The sequence below is a fragment of the Corallococcus praedator genome (assembly GCF_003612125.1).
GTDB lineage: Bacteria > Myxococcota > Myxococcia > Myxococcales > Myxococcaceae > Corallococcus > Corallococcus praedator.
In genome coordinates, this window is the sequence record NZ_RAWI01001167.1 from 1 (window position 1) to 423 (window position 423).

Consider the following 423-nt stretch of genomic DNA (forward strand, 5'->3'; position numbering starts at 1 on the left):
GGACGCGCAGCGTTTGCAAAAAGAACTCAGTGCCGCCTCTGGGCAGCAGCAAACCTTGGCCGCAATTTTGCACGAGCAAAACGCGATCGCCACAGCCTACGCTCAGTTTCAACAGTTGCAGGTGCAAGAAGAAGCCCAAACCGTTCGATCGCGCCAGCATCAAGCCGCTCAAGCTCAGCGGCAGCAGCTTCAGCAGCAGCAGACCGAGCGCAGTCGCGACCTTCAGACGCAGCAGCAGCAGGCGCAAATGCAGCTCGACGCGATCGCCCAGCAAAGCGGAGAAATTCAGCAGGTTCTCAGCAAAGCGGGTGATATTGCCAGCGCGATCGACCATCTGCGGCAGGCGCGATCGCAACTCGTTCGCTTTGATCAGCTTCAGCTTCAGGCATCGCCGCTGATGCAGCGTCGTCAGCAGATCCACAC

General features: G+C 59.1%; 1 protein-coding gene. It reads right to left on the reverse strand.

The window, feature by feature from the left end:
- Positions 1-423: hypothetical protein (locus D7Y13_RS46515; protein WP_158626244.1), on the reverse strand; the 423-nt coding region annotated here is incomplete at both ends.